The 17,800-nt window shown below is 55.6% G+C and carries 16 protein-coding genes and 1 pseudogene; 6 read left to right on the forward strand and 11 right to left on the reverse strand.

Annotation, left to right across the window (positions count from 1 at the left end; all coding sequences use genetic code 11):
• Window positions 1–95: 95 nt before the first annotated feature.
• Window positions 96–1,406, reverse strand: a complete 1,311-nt coding sequence (locus tag ACWKXX_RS19430; RefSeq protein WP_026080558.1) for a maltoporin — start codon at window positions 1,404–1,406, stop codon at window positions 96–98.
• 42 nt (window positions 1,407–1,448) lie between these two features.
• A complete protein-coding gene (gene malK, locus ACWKXX_RS19435) occupies window positions 1,449–2,558 on the reverse strand; it encodes a maltose/maltodextrin ABC transporter ATP-binding protein MalK (protein ID WP_003860329.1) in 1,110 nt (369 codons plus the stop codon).
• Window positions 2,559–2,929: 371 nt separating this feature from the next.
• On the opposite strand from malK, the gene malE reads away from it, so the two are divergent.
• The 3 genes from malE to malG all read left to right on the forward strand — a co-directional run bounded on the left by malE (window position 2,930) and on the right by malG (window position 6,691).
• Window positions 2,930–4,120, forward strand: a complete 1,191-nt coding sequence (gene malE, locus ACWKXX_RS19440) for a maltose/maltodextrin ABC transporter substrate-binding protein MalE (RefSeq protein ID WP_003860330.1) — start codon at window positions 2,930–2,932, stop codon at window positions 4,118–4,120.
• Between the two features lie 121 nt (window positions 4,121–4,241).
• Window positions 4,242–5,786, forward strand: a complete 1,545-nt coding sequence (gene malF / locus ACWKXX_RS19445) for a maltose ABC transporter permease MalF (RefSeq protein WP_045349134.1) — start codon at window positions 4,242–4,244, stop codon at window positions 5,784–5,786.
• A gap of 14 nt (window positions 5,787–5,800) precedes the next feature.
• Window positions 5,801–6,691: a maltose ABC transporter permease MalG gene (gene malG / locus ACWKXX_RS19450; RefSeq protein ID WP_003860332.1), complete on the forward strand. Its 891-nt coding sequence runs from the start codon at window positions 5,801–5,803 to the stop codon at window positions 6,689–6,691.
• 96 nt (window positions 6,692–6,787) lie between these two features.
• On the opposite strand, the gene psiE is transcribed toward malG, so the two are convergent.
• The 6 genes from psiE to pgi form a co-directional block, all read right to left on the reverse strand.
• A complete protein-coding gene (gene psiE / locus ACWKXX_RS19455) occupies window positions 6,788–7,198 on the reverse strand; it encodes a phosphate-starvation-inducible protein PsiE (protein ID WP_000202963.1) in 411 nt (136 codons plus the stop codon).
• 178 nt (window positions 7,199–7,376) lie between these two features.
• A complete protein-coding gene (locus ACWKXX_RS19460; protein WP_090281140.1) occupies window positions 7,377–9,473 on the reverse strand; it encodes a YjbH domain-containing protein in 2,097 nt (698 codons plus the stop codon).
• The gene (locus ACWKXX_RS19465) at window positions 9,473–10,210 is read right to left on the reverse strand and encodes a capsule biosynthesis GfcC family protein (RefSeq protein ID WP_015570167.1); all 738 of its coding nucleotides are present in this window, start codon (window positions 10,208–10,210) and stop codon (window positions 9,473–9,475) included. The genes ACWKXX_RS19460 and ACWKXX_RS19465 overlap by 1 nt, the downstream gene beginning before the upstream one ends.
• Window positions 10,207–10,845 carry a YjbF family lipoprotein gene (locus ACWKXX_RS19470; protein WP_261665810.1) on the reverse strand — a complete coding sequence of 213 codons (639 nt, stop codon included), beginning with the start codon at window positions 10,843–10,845 and terminating at the stop codon, window positions 10,207–10,209. The genes ACWKXX_RS19465 and ACWKXX_RS19470 overlap by 4 nt, the downstream gene beginning before the upstream one ends.
• A 63-nt stretch (window positions 10,846–10,908) precedes the next feature.
• Window positions 10,909–11,151, reverse strand: a complete 243-nt coding sequence (yjbE, locus tag ACWKXX_RS19475; RefSeq protein WP_003860341.1) for an exopolysaccharide production protein YjbE — start codon at window positions 11,149–11,151, stop codon at window positions 10,909–10,911.
• 366 nt (window positions 11,152–11,517) lie between these two features.
• Window positions 11,518–13,167, reverse strand: coding sequence for a glucose-6-phosphate isomerase (gene pgi / locus ACWKXX_RS19480; RefSeq protein WP_003860343.1), 1,650 nt, complete (start codon window positions 13,165–13,167; stop codon window positions 11,518–11,520).
• 374 nt (window positions 13,168–13,541) lie between these two features.
• On the opposite strand from pgi, the gene lysC reads away from it, so the two are divergent.
• The 3 genes from lysC (at window position 13,542) to ACWKXX_RS19495 (ending at window position 16,252) form a co-directional block, all read left to right on the forward strand.
• Window positions 13,542–14,891 (forward strand): lysine-sensitive aspartokinase 3, encoded by a 1,350-nt coding sequence (lysC, locus tag ACWKXX_RS19485; RefSeq protein ID WP_006810501.1) that lies wholly within the window; start codon window positions 13,542–13,544, stop codon window positions 14,889–14,891.
• A 93-nt stretch (window positions 14,892–14,984) separates the two neighbouring features.
• Window positions 14,985–15,929 (forward strand): ketopantoate/pantoate/pantothenate transporter PanS, encoded by a 945-nt coding sequence (gene panS, locus ACWKXX_RS19490; RefSeq protein ID WP_261665811.1) that lies wholly within the window; start codon window positions 14,985–14,987, stop codon window positions 15,927–15,929.
• A gap of 50 nt (window positions 15,930–15,979) precedes the next feature.
• Window positions 15,980–16,252: a DUF3811 domain-containing protein gene (locus ACWKXX_RS19495; RefSeq protein WP_017382612.1), complete on the forward strand. Its 273-nt coding sequence runs from the start codon at window positions 15,980–15,982 to the stop codon at window positions 16,250–16,252.
• Here ACWKXX_RS19495 and rluF read toward each other — a convergent pair whose 3' ends face one another.
• The 3 genes and pseudogenes from rluF to ACWKXX_RS19510 form a co-directional block, all read right to left on the reverse strand.
• Entirely contained in the window at window positions 16,253–17,125 is an 873-nt protein-coding gene (gene rluF, locus ACWKXX_RS19500) for a 23S rRNA pseudouridine(2604) synthase RluF (RefSeq protein ID WP_003860347.1), read from the reverse strand.
• 54 nt (window positions 17,126–17,179) lie between these two features.
• Complete coding sequence (locus ACWKXX_RS19505; RefSeq protein WP_017382610.1) at window positions 17,180–17,497, reverse strand: CcdB family protein; 318 nt, start codon at window positions 17,495–17,497, stop codon at window positions 17,180–17,182.
• Window positions 17,497–17,791 (reverse strand): annotated as a pseudogene (locus ACWKXX_RS19510) (type II toxin-antitoxin system CcdA family antitoxin). The gene ACWKXX_RS19505 and the pseudogene ACWKXX_RS19510 overlap by 1 nt, the downstream one beginning before the upstream one ends.
• Window positions 17,792–17,800: the final 9 nt, after the last annotated feature.

The following is a 17,800-nucleotide window of genomic DNA, read 5'->3' on the forward strand; positions in this document are numbered from 1 at the left end:
GTGAGCACTGCGGTGGCCAGGCAATAGCGCGCAGCACCCTAAGGAGAGAGGGGCTTGCGCCCCTCTTTTCAGGTCATTACGTCAGGCTTGACGAATTACCACCAGATTTCCATCTGGGCGCCGAAGGTCCACTCATCGTTGTCGCCACGGCTGAAGGTTTTCGCGGAGGTGTCGCTATACGCTACGCCAGAGGTGTAACCTGCACCTGAGTCGTTGTTTGCATAGCCCCATTTCTCATCCCACTTCGCGTAGGTTGCGAAGACACGGATAGCCGGACGGGACCAGATGCTGTCGCCTGCCTGCCATTGCTGTGCCAGGGTGATTTTGTACTGGCTGTTTTTGTCGTCAGTTTTCTGAGATTTGACGTTGTCGTAGCCCACTTCCAGCAAGGTGCTCATGATCGGCGTCCATTTGAACATTGGACGAACACCCACGGTCCACCACTCGGTACCGTTGTTGTTGTCACGATCGATGTTCTGGTACATACCGACGTACATCAGGTCCCAACGGTCTGCCAGGGTGATTGCACCGTGATCCAGCACGCGCCACATAGAGCCGTCGTTATCGATGCTGCCGCCCTGTGGAATACCTTTACCGTTAGAGGTCATGGAATCCGTACCGTATTGCAGTACGAACTTGTTGAAGCCTTTCATCATGCTCTGGGTGTGTTCAGCGGTGAACAGCCAGCCATCTTTAGAGGCGCCAGGTTGCAGGTAGTAGTCGTCAGGAATGTTGGTATGACCGTAGTCAACGCCCAGCTCCAGCGTACCGCCCGGGTTGGTTTCCAGACCGGCTAAACGGACGTCGAAGACATCGTTTGGTACCACGTTGTCATAAATACGGTCGCCGTTCGCATCACGATCGGCGAAGGTTGCAGAACCGCCGGACTCAGAAGAACGGGTCGCTGCCAGAGAGAGTTTACCAAAGCCCAGATCGATGTTTTCAATACCGGCACCAGGACCAGAGATATCCCAGTAGTAGAAGTCGATCATGTGTACGTCATGACGCTGATAGAAGCGTTTACCGGCCCAGATGGTAGAGCCTGGCAGCCATTCAATCAGGTTTTTACCCTGCACGTTAGCTTCACGGAAGGCCGGGCTGGTGGATTCCCAGTCATTCTGTTGAGAAACGGAGTACGCTACGTTGGTGTCGAAATAGAAGCTCTTGTCGCCTTCTTTCCACACTTCCTGGCCCAGTTTCAGTTCGGCGTAGGTTTCACATTCGTTACCGAGACGGTATTTACTTTGTGCGCCTGTTGCCTGGAAACATTGTTGTTCACCGCCACTTCCGGTCCAGCCAATGCCGGAACGAGCATAACCTTTAAAGTCTACGGCGCCCGCCTGGGCAGACAGGATGCCTGCCGCAATGGCGACAGCCAGAGGGACTTTGCGCAGAGTAATCATTATTCTATCTCCTGAGATCATTGCTTTTCTTTGTAATTGGAATGCTTAAACGCCTGGCTCTTTGTGCAACCGACGACATGCAGTGCCATCCTCACGGAACAGATGGCAACGCTCTGGCGGCAAACCGATAGCGAATGTGGCACCCTCTTCTACCAACACCACGTCATTCTGGCGGTAGACCAGGTTCTGACGGATGGCGGGGATCTGGATATGAATCTGTGTTTCGTGACCAAGCTGTTCGACGACCTGAACTTCACCTTCCAGCGTCACATCAGCGATGTGGCTCGGCAGTAAATGCTCAGGGCGGATACCGAGGGACATATTGGCCCCCACCTGTACGTTGGCGCTGTCGACCGGCAGCCAGACTTGCTGACGGTTTGGCAGCTCCACCTGTACCTGTTCAATGGCCGTCGCGGTCACTTTTACGGGCAGGAAGTTCATCTTTGGCGAGCCAATGAAGCCCGCAACAAAGCGGTCTGCCGGGTAGTGATACAGCTCCAGCGGTTTGCCCACCTGCGCCACGCGACCGGCGTCCAGCACCACGATTTTGTCGGCCAGCGTCATCGCTTCGACCTGATCGTGGGTGACGTAAATCATCGTGCGTCCAAGGCGTTTGTGCAGACGGGAGATTTCGATACGCATCTGGACGCGCAGGGCGGCATCCAGGTTAGAGAGAGGTTCATCGAGCAGGAACACGCGCGGCTCGGCCACCAGCGTACGGCCGATCGCCACACGCTGACGCTGACCGCCGGAGAGCGCCTTCGGTTTACGCTCCAGCAGATGTGCCAGCTGGAGCACTTCCGCCACCTGGGTGACGCGCTGGTTAATGGTCTCTTTTTTCGCGCCGGCCAGCTTCAGGCCAAAGGACATATTCTCGGCAACGGAAAGATGCGGATAAAGCGCATAAGACTGGAACACCATGCCCACGCCGCGTTCAGCTGGCGGGATGTCGTTCATTCGGGTATCACCAATAAACAGATCGCCACTGGTGATGGTTTCAAGACCGGCAATCATACGCAGCAGAGTCGATTTACCACAGCCTGATGGACCCACGAACACCACAAATTCACCTTCGTGGATGTCCAGATTGATGTCTTTTGACACCACAACGTCGCCCCAGGCTTTCGTTACATTACGCAGCTGTACGCTCGCCATGCCCTTCTCCCTTCGTTACAACCTGTCACCGACAGAAACATTCAAGATAAGTTCACTATGCGTGTTCCATTACTTTCGTGAATCCTCCACCCCCCGGCTTTTTTATGGGGGAGGAGGCGGGAGGATGAGAGAGCAGGCTCTGCGACCGCAGCGGAGGGGCCGAGGCGAAAATCGTGAAGCGGCCTGCAAAATTCAGTGGGTTTTTATGTGCGCCAGCACTCATAACTTAAATTTATGTTACAGGGATCACACAAACAGGGGGTGGGGCGTAGGGACTGGGAGGATGGAAAGAGGATGTCAAATAAGGAGACTGAGTCACGTTGAACCACCTTATGTATCCACGAGCACATCACCAATAAAGGATGGCAGATATGAAGATCAAGACTGGCGCACGCGTTTTCGCATTGTCCGCCCTCGCAGCAATGATGATTTCCGCACCGGCTCTCGCCAAAATTGAAGAAGGTAAGCTGGTTATCTGGATTAACGGCGACAAGGGCTATAACGGTCTGGCCGAAGTGGGCAAAAAATTCGAGAAAGACACCGGTATCAAAGTCACCGTAGAACACCCGGACAAACTGGAAGAGAAGTTCCCGCAGGTTGCGGCAACTGGCGACGGTCCGGACATTATCTTCTGGGCGCATGACCGTTTCGGGGGCTATGCGCAGTCTGGCCTGCTGGCAGAAGTTACGCCAGACAAAGCCTTCCAGGACAAACTGTTCCCGTTCACCTGGGACGCCGTTCGCTATAACGGCAAGCTGATCGCTTACCCAATCGCGGTTGAAGCGCTGTCACTGATTTACAACAAAGACCTGGTGCCAAATCCACCGAAAACCTGGGAAGAGATCCCTGCCCTGGATAAAGAGCTGAAGGCGAAAGGTAAATCCGCTCTGATGTTCAACCTGCAAGAGCCGTACTTCACCTGGCCGCTGATTGCTGCCGACGGCGGCTACGCGTTCAAGTTTGAAAACGGCAAATATGACGTGAAAGACGTGGGCGTGGATAGTGCGGGCGCGAAAAAAGGCCTGACCTTCCTGGTTGACCTGATTAAGAACAAACACATGAACGCGGATACCGACTACTCCATCGCGGAAGCGGCGTTCAACAAAGGCGAAACCGCGATGACCATCAACGGTCCGTGGGCCTGGACCAACATCGACAAGAGCAAAATCAACTACGGCGTGACGCTGCTGCCAACCTTCAACGGCAAACCGTCTAAACCGTTCGTGGGCGTGCTGAGCGCGGGTATCAACGCCGCCAGCCCGAACAAAGAGCTGGCGAAAGAGTTCCTCGAAAACTACCTGCTGACCGATCAGGGTCTGGATGAAGTGAACAAGGACAAACCGCTGGGCGCCGTTGCGCTGAAATCCTTCCAGGATCAGCTGGCGAAAGATCCACGTATTGCGGCCACCATGGATAACGCCCAGAAAGGCGAAATCATGCCGAACATCCCACAGATGGCTGCGTTCTGGTACGCCACCCGTACCGCCGTCATCAACGCTGCAAGCGGTCGCCAGACCGTCGATGCCGCGCTGAAAGATGCTCAGGGTCGTATTACTAAGTAAGTCTGAAAAACGGCGGGTGGCGCATGCGCTTACCCGCCCTACGACTACGGCACGATCCGTAGGTCAGGTAAGCGCAGCGCCACCTGACGATAAGTTTCCACCGTTGTAGAGGAAGAACCCCATGGATGTCATTAAAAAGAAGCACTGGTGGCAAAGCGACGCACTGAAGTGGTCAGTGATAGGTCTGCTGTGTCTGCTGGTGGGTTACCTTGTTGTTTTAATGTACGTGCAAGGGGAATACCTGTTTGCCATCATGACGCTGATTTTAAGCTCGGTTGGCCTGTATATTTTCGCCAACCGTAAAGCGTACGCCTGGCGCTATGTCTACCCGGGTGTTGCCGGGATGGGGCTGTTTGTCCTCTTTCCGCTGATCTGCACCATCGCGATTGCCTTTACCAACTACAGCAGCACCAACCAGCTCGCGCAGGAGCGCGCCACCCAGGTGCTTCTGGACCGTTCTTATCAGGCGGGTAAAACCTTTAACTTCGGCCTGTATCCTGCGGGAGATGAGTGGAAGTTAGCGCTCACTGACGGTGAGAGCGGCAAAACCTATCTTTCCGACGCGTTCAAATTTGGCGGCGAGCAGAAGCTGGCCTTAAAAGAGGCTGCGGCCCTGCCGGAAGGTGAACGTGCGAACCTGCGTATCATCACCCAGAATCGCCAGGCGCTGACCCAGCTCACCGCCGTGCTGCCCGATGACAGCAAAGTAACCATGAGCTCGCTGCGCCAGTTCTCCGGCACACAGCCGCTTTATACGCTGGCGGATGACGGCACGCTGACCAACAACCAGAGCGGCGTGAAGTATCGCCCGAACAACGATATCGGTTTCTATCAGTCGGTGAATGCCGACGGCAGCTGGGGCGACGACAAACTCAGCCCGGGCTACACCGTCACCATCGGCTGGGATAACTTCACCCGCGTGTTTACCGACGAAGGCATCCAGAAACCATTCTTCGCCATCTTCGTCTGGACGGTGGTGTTCTCGGTACTGACGGTGATCCTGACCGTGGCCGTGGGCATGGTGTTGGCCTGCCTCGTCCAGTGGGAGTCCCTGAAAGGCAAAGCGATTTACCGCGTGCTGCTGATTCTGCCGTATGCCGTACCGTCGTTTATCTCGATTCTGATTTTCAAAGGGCTGTTTAACCAGAGCTTCGGTGAAATCAACATGATGCTGAGCGCGCTGTTCGGCATCAAACCGGCCTGGTTCAGCGACCCGACCACCGCCCGCTCGATGATTATCATCGTGAACACCTGGCTCGGGTATCCGTACATGATGATCCTGTGCATGGGGCTGCTGAAGGCTATCCCGGACGATCTGTACGAAGCCTCGGCGATGGACGGCGCGGGTCCGTTCCAGAACTTCTTCAAAATTACCCTGCCGCTGCTCATTAAGCCGCTGACGCCGCTGATGATCGCCAGCTTCGCCTTTAACTTTAACAACTTCGTGCTGATTCAGCTGTTGACCAACGGCGGCCCGGACCGCCTTGGCACCACGACGCCAGCTGGTTATACCGACCTGCTCGTGAGCTACACCTACCGCATCGCCTTCGAGGGCGGCGGCGGTCAGGACTTCGGCCTGGCGGCGGCGATTGCCACCCTGATCTTCCTGCTGGTTGGCGCCCTGGCGATTGTAAACCTGAAAGCCACACGTATGAAATTTGACTAAGGAGGGCACTGAACATGGCAATGGTACAACCCAAATCTCAGAAACTGCGCCTCCTGGCGACGCACTTAGGCCTGCTGATTTTCATCGCGGCGATCATGTTCCCGCTGCTGATGGTTATCGCCATCTCCCTGCGTTCGGGGAACTTCGCCACCGGGAGCCTGATCCCGGACGAAATCTCCTGGGAGCACTGGAAGCTCGCGCTGGGCTTCAGCGTGGAGCACGCGGATGGCCGCGTCACGCCGCCGCCGTTCCCGGTGCTGCTGTGGCTGTGGAACTCGGTGAAGGTGGCGACTATCACCGCGATCGGCATCGTGACGCTCTCCACCACCTGTGCTTACGCCTTCGCCCGTATGCGTTTCCCGGGCAAAGCGACGCTGCTGAAAGGGATGCTGATTTTCCAGATGTTCCCGGCCGTGCTGTCACTGGTGGCGTTGTATGCCCTGTTTGACCGTCTGGGCCAGTACGTGCCGTTCATCGGCCTGAACACTCACGGCGGCGTGATTTTTGCCTATCTTGGCGGCATCGCCCTGCATGTGTGGACTATCAAGGGCTATTTCGAAACCATCGACGGTTCGCTGGAAGAAGCGGCGGCGCTGGATGGGGCGACACCGTGGCAGGCGTTCCGCCTGGTGCTGCTGCCGCTGTCGGTGCCGATTCTGGCGGTGGTGTTTATTCTGTCGTTTATCGCGGCGATCACCGAAGTCCCGGTCGCCTCACTGTTACTGCGTGATGTAAACAGCTACACCCTGGCCGTCGGTATGCAGCAGTATCTCAACCCGCAAAACTACCTGTGGGGCGACTTTGCCGCGGCGGCCGTCCTCTCTGCCATCCCGATTACCGTGGTGTTCCTGCTGGCCCAGCGCTGGCTGGTCAACGGCCTGACGGCGGGCGGTGTGAAAGGTTAAGTTTCATTTGTTATGCCACTGCAACCCTCAACTTTAGACGTATTGTATTGAACCAACTTGTGACTGTTGTTAGGCGCTCTTCGGAGCGCCCTTTTTTTATTCGCGTTTCAGCCGCTTTGAGTTGCACAGCCAGAGGGTGATCACCAGCAGCAGGATCGCTGCCGAATAGATCAGCACGTCGAGCGGGGATTTATGATCGACGATGATCAGCCGCACAATCGCGGTGATGCCAATGTAGACAAAATAGCGCAGCGGGAAGTGAAAGCCGGACTGAAAGTACTTCACAATCAGGGCGATAAATTCGAAGTAGAGAAAGTAGACCACCAGGCCTTCCACCAGCGCGTATTTGCTGGTTTGCTCAGGGGCGAACAGCACATCCGCCAGATGCACCGTCTCTTTACCCAGAAACACGACCAGGATCAGGCCAAGGCTCAGCAGACCGAGGTTCAGCACGGTCTGGAGTATCGTTGAGATAAACTCAACGCGCGGACGAGTCAGGGATGTCATACAGCACCTCATTCTCCAGGGCGAGGTTCCTGTATAACGCAAAAATGTGACGGGGATCTATATTTTTTGTTTATGTTTTGTCCAGATGAACATTCTTGCCGGGCGGCACTGCGTTTGCCCGGCCTACAAAAACACTCTCGTAGGCCCGGTAAGCGCAGCGCCACCGGGCAAATAAGCATCAGCGGAAGTTAATGTTCTTATCGCTGGTCATATCATACAGCTGGAACTTACGTCCAAGCTGCTGGCCGCCGTCGCGCGTCAGCGGCGTCCAGCCCACCGCCGCACGGCTGCGGGTTGGGCCTGATGAGAACAGATCCAGCGGAATCGACACGTACACCCCTTTGGTGAAGTCCCCTTCACCGTACTCGTCTGGCGAAACGTTGGTGAGGGTGGCATAGCCGCCCACCACGACGCCGCTGTCGAAGTGTTTGGAGATATCCAGCGTGCCGCCCTTATCGCCCGCCAGATACTGGCCGACGCTGGCTTTCACCAGCACGTCCTGCGCGAACGACGGCGTCCAGTAGGCGGTCAGGTGGCCGGTTTTGACGCTGTAGTCGGTGAACTTCATCATGTCCTGCGCGCTGCGCCAGTCACGCTGTTTCACGTAGTTGGCATCAATCCCAAACGCCCAGTTGCTGTCGACAGGACGATAAAGCACTTCTGCCCCGGCGCCGCCGAACATGGTTTCCAGATAGCCACCGTAAACCTGGCCGTAGAAGCCGTTGCCGAAGTACTGGAAGTAGTTGGCCTGGAGGTTATTCACGTAGATATCGTTCTGCACATATTCGCGAACGCGGGTACGCACGCGCGGCAGTTTTGAATCGTTCGGCGGGTTGGTGTAGTTAAATTTGTCGTAGTTGTTGGCAATGTTGCCGAACAGACTACCGGTGGTCAACAGGTGGTCGGTCACCCACAGATCCGCCGTCGCCATCGCCCCCAGCTGATACATGTAGAAGTTTTCTGGCCCACCCACGGACTGGTTCAGCACCGGATCGATATGGAAATCGAAGCGGGATTTATCGATATACCAGCCCTGCTCGGTGCTCTCTGGCACCACCGGCTCAACGCGTTTTTGTACCAGCTCGGTTTCATGTCCCAGCGGTTCGCCTTCAAGGTGACGTTTAAGGCTGGCAACATCGGTTTCGGTTGTAACCTGCGGCAGGTTGAGACGGTTCTCCGTCACGCGGATCGTGCGGATCCCCTCCGGCAGATCGTTCATGACGATCCGGTTGGCGCGCTCGATCCCTTCGCGGGAGTCGCGGTATTTCACCTGCTCGCCGGTAACATACAGCGTATCGCCTTTGGTCTGGATCTTCGGATCCGCCAGGCCCGCGTTATATTTCAGCAGCGTCAGCTGGTTCGCTACCACGGAGTGCTGAAGGATCGCATCCTGCGGCTCCGGCTGATATTTTGGCCGCGGGTTGTCATTGTAGTGCGGTCGCATGTCGTTAAAGTTAGTGCGCAGGGTAAAGCCAAACATCAGGGTATTACCGCGCTCATAGCTGAGGTTAACGTCGGCCCAGTCGGTGACGCGGTAAATGGCGCCGACGTTAAACTTGCTCTTTTGCTCAATTTTCCCGGCGAAGTCCTGCGAGTAGTCGTTTCCTTCGTACTCCAGCTTCAGGCGTAATGGCTGCCACGGTGTTTGATACTCAACGCCGCCAAACAGCGAGGCCGGGCCGTGGAACATCTGGTCCCCGTTGATGGAGCCCGCTTTCTGGTAGCTGTTATCGCGGTAGCAGTATTTATCGCTGTAGGTACAGAACGGATTTTTGACGTTGCCGCTGGTGCCGAGATAGCCCCATCCCAGACCAAGCGAGAAATCAAACGGTCCCCAGGCTTTGCTGGCCACGATGTATTCCGCGTCAAACAGGCCGGTCCCGCCGATATCCTTCGCGCCAACGGAGACCTGCGGCATCCAGTAGCTCTCTTCCCACAGGCGCAGCTTCACGTCGAAGGCTTTGTCTTTGTAGGTCTGATCGCCGGAGAAGGACTCAACGCTGCTGTACTGTTTTGTACGCACGTCGGTGTAGCGCAGCGTGGTCTCCAGCCAGGGGAACAGCTGCACGGACGCAGAGTAGTAACGGTACTGATCGTTATCGCGATAGTTAAGGCTGATTTCCCCCTCGCGGGCCATACGCGCGGTCGGGGTTTGCAGTAAGCCCACGCCGCCAAAATCGGACTGCGACGGGCCAATGGGTGCCGGATACGTTTCTGCATGACAGGCGGCACTCACGCACAGTGCAAGCATGCTGTAGAGATAGGTTTTTTTCATTATTCCGGTATCCGCTGTATCAGGGAGCGAAGGATATCGGCATTAAGCCCGTCATACGCTTTCGTCCAGAAATGGTCGGCAAAACCGACAAAAATGATGCTGCCTGGCATAGGTTCGATATGGCGTTTATTCCAGTAAGCCACCGGCGCTTTCTGCGTATGCCCGTCCGGATAGACCACCCAGGCATAGCTGTTATCCGCTCCGCTGAGCAGACTTTGCTCGTCGAGATAGCTCGCCACGTCCCGGCCCGGCGTAAACGGCTTTTTGCCAGGGCTGCTGAGAAGCCCCATCACGGTGACGGTGGAAGGCTGAGCCGGAAGCCACAGGGTATAGTCCCCTTCCAGCGACGGATTGCCGTTTTCCGCAACGCGCACCTCATCCGGATCCAGATTCACCTTCTGGCGCCCCGTCACCTTAACCGCCTGAAGCTGTTGACGCAGGCTAGTAATGGCCGCGGCATCGTCGGTATCTTCCTGTTGTGCCAGCCCGCTCAGTCGGGCGAGCAGCGCCTGATGTTTTTGTTCCGCTACGATCGTCGCCTGACGCTCGCTGATCACCGCCCCGGTCCACCAGCTTTTCGCCAGCCTCGGCTGCCCCACCAGATCGAGCAGATGCCCGGCATTGGTTAAGGTTTTAGGTTTTTCGCTGTCCGGGGTGTAGACCTGTACCGTTCCCGCAGACCACGCCAGCGGCGAGGTCAGGCTGGCGAGAAGCGCAATGTGGATGAACATTTTCATGATTTCGCCGCCTTGATCAGGGTGGTCTTCACCGGGAAGAAACCGGAACCGAGATACTGTAAGGACTGGCGGATTTGCCCCTCTTCGTCCACCCAGAAGCGGTTATGCCAGGTGGCCTGATCGGTTGTCACTTCTTCATCCAGCACGCGCACCTGCGTTTCGTCGCTGCCCACTTTGACACTGTCCGTACCGTCCCAGCGGAAGGTGGAGCGGGCCGTGGCGTAGCGCACCTGTTTATGCTCGGTCCAGCCCATCGTGCGCGTCCAGCTTGCGCCATCGACGATCTGATTCGGCTTGATGAGCGGATCTTCAGCCAGGTTGTTCACCTCAAGCAGGTTGTCGCCGCCGAGCAACGTTTTCACGATGCGGGAATGCTGCGTCACGATGGTGGCCTGATCCTGCGTCACCCATTTCTGCTGCCCGTTTTCATCGAAAGCGAGCACCACAAACAGTTGCGGACCATCGTTTAGCTGCATGTACTGGCTGGCATACGGCATGTTCTGAAGTTCGTCATCGGTCAGATGCACGCCCGGCGTGCCGAACATGCTGTCCCACAGTGAGTGGCCCAGCCCTTTGGTGGTAGCTGAGCACGCCTGCAACAGCAGGCAAATCAGGATGATTGCAGGTCGCTTCACGACTCTTCTCCGAAGGGGCGAAATAACCACACCGAAGTGTGGTTATGATTAAAACACCCGGTATTACTGGGTGCTGGTCGTCGTAGTGGTCGTGGTTCCGGTATTGGAGCCATCACCGCCACCGGTTGCCGCCAGCGCGACACCCACGGCTGAACTTACGGCGCTGGTGCTGGCTGCGGTAGAACTCCCCGCAGACGCAGACGTCGCTGCCGACCCTGCTGCTTCTCCGACCTGGACCGGAGCTGCATAGACAGACGTCGCCGCAAGCGCAGATATGGCAAAAATGCCATACAGTACTTTCTTCATAACAATTTCCCTTCAATGAATGAATGGAGATTTGCCCGAAAAGAAATTCAGGCGGATTCGAGTATACACAACTAAAGCAGTGGGTTTACCGTGGGGGTAAATAGGGATGAGGTTTTCAGACTAATGGTTAAAAATGAAAAGAAAAAAGAATCAATGAAATATATAAACATTAAAAATCAAACATTTATAATATAACAACGTTAAATCATCACTCCGTATTTTCTTAAAATAAACCGTAGCAATTAACGGGTTAACCGTCTTTTTCGGATTAAACTCAGCTTCAGAATTTGAGATAACTAACAGACATCAGGAATTATCCGATAAAAAAATGCCGGCATATCGCCGGCATTGTTCATGACATATTTATTACGCACGCCAGGCTTTATAACGGTTAATCAGACCATTGGTGGAGCTGTCGTGGCTGTCGATCGCTTTATCGTCACCCAGCTCTGGCAGAATGCGGTTTGCCAGCTGTTTGCCCAGCTCAACGCCCCACTGGTCAAAGGTGAAGATGTTCAGAATAGCGCCCTGAGTGAAGATTTTGTGCTCGTAGAGGGCAATCAGCGCACCCAGGCTGAACGGCGTGATTTCGCGCAGCAGAATGGAGTTAGTTGGACGGTTGCCTTCGAACACTTTAAACGGCACAACGTGCTCCAGCGTAGCCGGATCTTTACCCTGGTCACGGTATTCCTGCTCAACCACCTCGCGGGATTTACCGAACGCCAGCGCTTCGGTCTGGGCGAAGAAGTTAGACAGCAGCTTCGGATGGTGGTCGGACAGTGGGTTGTGCGTAATCGCCGGGGCGATGAAATCGCACGGTACCATTTTGGTACCCTGGTGGATCAGCTGGTAGAACGCGTGCTGGCCGTTGGTGCCCGGCTCGCCCCAGATGATTGGGCCAGTCTGGTAATCCACCGCGTTGCCGTTACGGTCAACGTACTTGCCGTTGGATTCCATGTTGCCCTGCTGGAAGTAGGCCGCAAAGCGGTGCATGTACTGGTCGTACGGCAGAATCGCTTCGGTTTCAGCGCCGAAGAAGTTGTTGTACCAGATCCCGATCAGCGCCAGCAGCACCGGCAGGTTTTTCTCAGGCGCGGTGGTGGAGAAGTGTTTGTCCATCGCGTGCGCACCGGAGAGCAGCTCAACGAAGTTGTCGAAGCCCACGGACAGGATGATGGACAGACCGATCGCAGACCACAGTGAGTAGCGGCCGCCCACCCAGTCCCAGAACTCAAACATGTTCGCGGTATCAATACCGAACTCACCCACCGCTTTACCGTTGGTGGACAGCGCCGCAAAGTGTTTCGCCACGTGCTTTTCGTCGCCCGCGGTTTTCAGGAACCAGTCGCGCGCGCTGTGGGCGTTGGTCATGGTTTCCTGAGTGGTGAAGGTTTTAGACGCCACCAGGAACAGCGTGGTTTCCGGGTTCACCTTTTTCAGCACTTCAGCGATGTGAGTCCCATCGACGTTGGACACGAAGTGCATGTTGAGGTGGTTTTTGTACGGGCGCAGCGCCTCGGTCACCATGAACGGGCCGAGGTCAGAGCCGCCGATACCGATGTTTACGACGTCGGTGATCGCTTTGCCGGTGTAGCCTTTCCAGCTACCTGAGATGATCGCTTCAGAGAAGGTTTTCATCTTTTCCAGCACCGCGTTCACTTCCGGCATCACATCTTTGCCGTCAACGATAATTGGCGTATTGCTACGGTTACGCAGGGCCACGTGCAGGACGGCACGGTCTTCGGTGCGGTTGATTTTCTCACCGGAGAACATGGATTTGATGGCATCTGCCAGCTCAGTCTCTTTCGCCAGATCTTGCAGCTTCGCCAGCGTCTCTTCGGTGATACGGTTCTTGGAGAAATCCACCAGCATCAGGTCATCGAAGGTGGCGGAAAACTTGCTGAAACGATCGGCATCTTTCGCGAACAGATCCGCGATAGTGACGTCTTTCATTTCATCAAAATGTTTCTGTAGTGCCTGCCATGCAGCGGTCTGCGTTGGGTTGATGTTTTTCATAGCAATACTCTTCTGATTTGAGAATTGTGACTGCGGTCGATTGTAGCGCCTGCAAATAAAAATTGTGATGGTTTTTATGCCATTGCCCTGGTCTGCATCAAACGCAGGTGAAAAGACCCGAAAAGTATAGCTGCTGTCGCGCCCTTCCGGCGTGGCGAAATGTCGGTCAAAAAGGGGGAAAAAGGAGCATAAAATATGGGCCTGTTATAAGTCCTGTTTCTGAGGGGTACCCCCCCATGAAAAATCCGCATAATCCCAGCATTGACAGGACCTCCCCCGCATTTTATTTATAGGGCCGTATTTTGCGCCTGCACCTGTTCTCGCTTCATTCTTGTGCCAAGGTCGCTCTATTCATTCCCTGACACGAGGTTGTTATGACGAGTTTTGTGGTCGCCAAGTTTGGCGGCACCAGTGTGGCAGACTACGATGCCATGAACCGCAGCGCCGATGTGGTGCTGGCCGATCCGAATACCCGCCTGGTGGTGCTTTCCGCCTCAGCCGGCGTGACGAACCTGCTGGTTTCCCTGTCTGAAGGACTGGAAGCGACCGAGCGTTTCGTGAAGCTGGATGCACTGCGCAAAATTCAGTTCGACATTCTCGAGCGTCTGCAAAACCCGAACGTCATTCGTGAGGAAGTGGAACGCCTGCTGGAAAATATCACCACCCTGGCTGAAGCTGCGTCGCTGGCCACCTCCAGCGCACTGACCGATGAACTGGTCAGCCACGGCGAACTGATGTCCACCCTGCTGTTCGTTGAGATCATGCGCGAGCGCAATATTCAGGCGCAGTGGTTCGACGTGCGTAAAGTGATGCGCACCAGCGACCGCTTTGGCCGCGCCGAGCCGGACGTGGAAGCCCTGGCTGAGCTGACTAACCAGCAGCTTGCCCCGCGCCTGGATGAAGGCATAGTGATCACCCAGGGCTTTATCGGCAGCGAAGCCAAAGGGCGCACAACCACGCTGGGCCGTGGCGGTAGCGACTACACCGCCGCCCTGCTGGGTGAAGCCCTGCACGCCACCCGCGTGGATATCTGGACGGACGTGCCGGGTATCTACACCACCGACCCGCGCGTGGTCTCTGCGGCAAAACGTATTGACGTGATCGCCTTTGAAGAAGCGGCTGAAATGGCGACTTTCGGCGCGAAAGTGCTGCACCCGGCCACGCTGCTGCCCGCCGTGCGCAGCGACATTCCGGTCTTCGTTGGCTCCAGTAAAGATCCAAAGGCGGGCGGGACGCTGGTCTGCAAGAAAACCGAGAACCCGCCACTGTTCCGCGCGCTGGCCCTGCGTCGTAAGCAGACGCTGGTAACCCTGCACAGCCATAATATGCTGCACTCCCGTGGATTCCTGGCGGAAGTGTTTGGCATCCTGGCGCGCCACAATATCTCCGTGGACCTGATCACCACGTCAGAAGTCAGCATCGCGCTGACGCTCGACACCACCGGCTCCACCTCTACCGGCGACACCCTGCTGACGCAGTCGCTGCTGATTGAGCTTTCCGAGTTGTGCCGCGTGGAGGTGGAAGAAGATCTGGCGCTGGTGGCCATCATCGGTAATAAGCTGTCGCGCGCCTGCGGCGTGGGCAAAGAGGTGTTCGGCGTGCTCGACCCGTTCAATATCCGCATGATTTGCTACGGCGCGTCCAGCTACAACCTCTGCTTCCTGGTCCCTGCCGATCAGGCCGAGCAGGTCGTGCAGAAACTTCATCAGAATTTGTTTGAATAAAATTCGTTAGCACGATAAACAATATCAATAAGCCGGGCACAGACCCGGCTTTTTTATAACAAAACAACACGACAATACTGCAAGGAATTCACTATGCTCTCCGCTATCACCCGGCTGTTCCCGTTATGGGCGCTGCTGCTCTCTGTACTCGCGTATTACACTCCTGCCACGTTCACGGGCATTGGTCCGTGGGTCACCACGCTGCTGATGCTGATTATGTTCAGCATGGGCGTGCATCTGAAAATTGACGATTTCAAACGCGTGCTGTCTCGCCCGGCACCGGTTGCCGCAGGGATTTTCCTGCACTACCTGGTGATGCCGCTCGCGGCCTGGCTGCTGGCGATGGCCTTTAAGATGCCGCCCGACCTTTCCGCCGGGATGGTGCTGGTGGGGAGCGTAGCCAGCGGTACGGCATCTAACGTCATGATCTATCTGGCGAAAGGCGACGTGGCGCTCTCCGTCACCATCTCGTCCGTTTCCACGCTGGTGGGTGTGATTGCCACGCCGCTGTTAACCCGCCTGTATGTGGACGCGCATATCCAGGTGGACGTGATGGGCATGCTGCTCAGCATCCTGCAAATCGTGGTGATCCCGATTGCGCTGGGGCTGGTGATCCACCATCTCTTCCCGCGGGTGGTGAAAGCGGTTGAGCCGTATCTGCCCGCGTTTTCGATGGTCTGCATACTGGCCATTATCAGCGCCGTGGTAGCCGGTTCCGCATCGCACATTGCTTCGGTGGGCTTTGTGGTGATCGTCGCGGTTGTGCTGCATAACACTATTGGTCTGCTGGGCGGTTACTGGGGCGGAAAGCTGTTTGGCTTTGACGAATCCACCTGCCGCACGCTGGCGATCGAAGTGGGGATGCAGAACTCCGGCCTGGCAGCGGCGCTGGGTAAAATTTACTTCTCACCGCTGGCAGCGCTACCGGGGGCGCTGTTCTCTGTCTGGCACAACCTGTCCGGTTCGCTGTTAGCTGGATACTGGTCCGGTAAGCCGATTGATGACCAACCGAAAAAAGATGCGGTGAAACAGGGTTAATTGACCCGGCTTGCTTTACACTGAAGCCTCCCCATCAGGAGGCTTCAGCAATGGCTACACCACGTTTGACCCAGAAAGACATGACCGAAGCCGAGCAGCGCGAACTGAAAACGCTACTCGACCGCGCCCGTATCGCGCATGGCCGCACGCTGACGAACGCCGAAACCAATCAGGTTAAAAAAGAGTACATCGATAAACTGATGGCGCAACGTGATGCCGCGGCGAAAAAAGCCCGCAAGCTGAAAAAAGAGCAGGCTTATAAACCCGATGCAGAGGCGACTTTTTCCTGGTCCGCCAGCACATCAACCCGTGGAAGGCGCTAATCAGCGCCCTTTCTTTTTGCGCCCCGGCTGGGTAAAGCGTTTTCCGTTGCCCGGCTTGCCCCGCCCTTTCTCTTCCGCCTGCGGTGCCTTCACCACCGGACGCTTAATCGCCTGCGTTTTCGGTTTGGCTTTAGCTTTCGGCTTCGCTTCGGACGAGGAGTTCTCGATAAGTTTGAACAGCTCGATCAGCTCGTCATCCGTTAAGTCACGCCACTCGCCCAGCGGGATCCCGGACAGGCTGACGTTCATGATGCGCGTGCGTTCAAGCTTCGTCACTTCATAACCGAAGTACTCGCACATGCGGCGGATCTGGCGGTTCAGGCCCTGCACCAGCGTGATACGAAACGCAAACGGCGCCTCTTTTCTGACTTTACACTTCTTCGTCACGGTGCCCAGAATCGGCACGCCTGCGCCCATTCCCCGGATGAACTCGTCCGTGACCGGCTTGTTCACCGTAACAATGTACTCTTTCTCGTGGTCGTTACCGGCACGCAGAATTTTGTTCACCAGATCGCCGTGATTAGTCAGGAAAATTAACCCCTGAGAGTCCTTATCCAGGCGACCAATCGGGAAAATACGGCTGCTGTGGTTCACGAAATCAACGATGTTGTCCCGTTCACCGTCTTCCGTGGTGCTGACAATCCCAACCGGTTTATTCAACGCGATAAACACCAGGTCTTCAGCATCACGCGGTTCGATGACCTGACCATTCACTTTAACCACATCGCCAGGCACCACCTGGTCACCGATGGTGGCGCGCTTGCCGTTAAGAAACACGTTACCTTGTTCAATGTAACGGTCAGCCTCGCGACGTGAGCAGATCCCGCTCTCGCTAATGTATTTGTTTAATCGGGTTGATTGAGTTGGCAGCATAGTTTCTCCTGTGAAGGGCGAAATATACCTTACCTTGCGCCTGACAAAAAAGTCCTAGTAACCGCTGATCAGAAAATCGAGTGCATCCCGCAATGAAGCACTGCTGTTAGTAAGATCGGCAACGCGTTCACCTAACTCTTTTGAAGAGATGCCTGACAGCATATGCATCATGACAACGCAGGACTTACCCGCGATTTCAACGACAGGGCACACTTTCGCAGGCGGACGAATGCCGCCCAACTGGCTTAATTCAACGGCGGGAGCAACCAGTACATGTTTCATCACATTAGCAACAGGGTGCTGCATATTAATAAGCCATGGATATGCTTTTTTCCCATTACCTTCATTCGCATAAGCAAAATATTGCTCCATCAGAATGACCTCTGAAAGTCACTAAAGGAGCCGTTTTCATCAACCCACTGGTTAATGGCCTCTATAGACGCTTTATTTTCTGCTAACCACTCTGCGCGCTGATGCGCACGAAACTGCTCCTGTAGAGCGGCCGTGAGTACAGCAGAGAGATTGAGCTTAAGACGTCGCGCTTCTTCAAGAATTTCTGGTGCTAACGAAACATTGACTGATTTTTTAATGCCATTAGTAGTGCGCATGATACCCCCCCATTGGAATGCGCATGAATTGGCGAAGTGTAGCGTAATAAACGAGCATTTTCTATTC

This window comes from Enterobacter sp. UPMP2061 (assembly GCF_053709615.1).

Coding starts and splice junctions, on each gene's coding strand:
- ACWKXX_RS19505 (WP_017382610.1), bottom strand. CDS start 17,497: ATGGAGCAATATTTTGCTTATGCGAATGAAGGTAATGGGAAAAAAGCA.
- lysC (WP_006810501.1), top strand. CDS start 13,542: ATGACGAGTTTTGTGGTCGCCAAGTTTGGCGGCACCAGTGTGGCAGAC.
- ACWKXX_RS19460 (WP_090281140.1), bottom strand. CDS start 9,473: ATGAAAAAAACCTATCTCTACAGCATGCTTGCACTGTGCGTGAGTGCC.
- panS (WP_261665811.1), top strand. CDS start 14,985: ATGCTCTCCGCTATCACCCGGCTGTTCCCGTTATGGGCGCTGCTGCTC.
- malK (WP_003860329.1), bottom strand. CDS start 2,558: ATGGCGAGCGTACAGCTGCGTAATGTAACGAAAGCCTGGGGCGACGTT.
- ACWKXX_RS19495 (WP_017382612.1), top strand. CDS start 15,980: ATGGCTACACCACGTTTGACCCAGAAAGACATGACCGAAGCCGAGCAG.
- pgi (WP_003860343.1), bottom strand. CDS start 13,167: ATGAAAAACATCAACCCAACGCAGACCGCTGCATGGCAGGCACTACAG.
- ACWKXX_RS19465 (WP_015570167.1), bottom strand. CDS start 10,210: ATGAAAATGTTCATCCACATTGCGCTTCTCGCCAGCCTGACCTCGCCG.
- malF (WP_045349134.1), top strand. CDS start 4,242: ATGGATGTCATTAAAAAGAAGCACTGGTGGCAAAGCGACGCACTGAAG.
- yjbE (WP_003860341.1), bottom strand. CDS start 11,151: ATGAAGAAAGTACTGTATGGCATTTTTGCCATATCTGCGCTTGCGGCG.
- malE (WP_003860330.1), top strand. CDS start 2,930: ATGAAGATCAAGACTGGCGCACGCGTTTTCGCATTGTCCGCCCTCGCA.
- psiE (WP_000202963.1), bottom strand. CDS start 7,198: ATGACATCCCTGACTCGTCCGCGCGTTGAGTTTATCTCAACGATACTC.
- malG (WP_003860332.1), top strand. CDS start 5,801: ATGGCAATGGTACAACCCAAATCTCAGAAACTGCGCCTCCTGGCGACG.
- rluF (WP_003860347.1), bottom strand. CDS start 17,125: ATGCTGCCAACTCAATCAACCCGATTAAACAAATACATTAGCGAGAGC.